Raw genomic sequence first — 266 nt, 5'->3', positions numbered from 1 at the left:
CACGTATCAAGACTCCCGGCTACGAGCACACATCATAGTCGCTTCGCAAACAACTTTGCCGTCAACCAGAGCTACGCCTTTGAAGCGAGTCAGGCCGCGACGCGTTTTTTCAAAAGTGACTTCCATGATCATCTGATCACCAGGCACGACAGGACGCTTGAAGCGCGCTTCATCGATACCCGCGAAGTAGTACAGCTCACCCGGCTCCAGTTTGCCCACGCTTTTAAACGCAAGAATACCGGTAGCCTGTGCCATCGCTTCCAGAA

Annotated in this window: 1 protein-coding gene; it reads right to left on the bottom strand. The window is 53.4% G+C overall.

All coding sequences use genetic code 11. From position 1 onward, the window contains the following. Positions 1-6 precede the first annotated feature (6 nt). Positions 7-266: hotdog family protein (locus ACPYOJ_RS35615; protein ID WP_481420425.1), on the bottom strand; the 260-nt coding region annotated here is incomplete at its 5' end.

It is taken from the genome of Rhizobium sp. SVR5-9E, from assembly GCF_056755095.1.
This window is presented reverse-complemented; position numbering and strand designations above follow the sequence as displayed.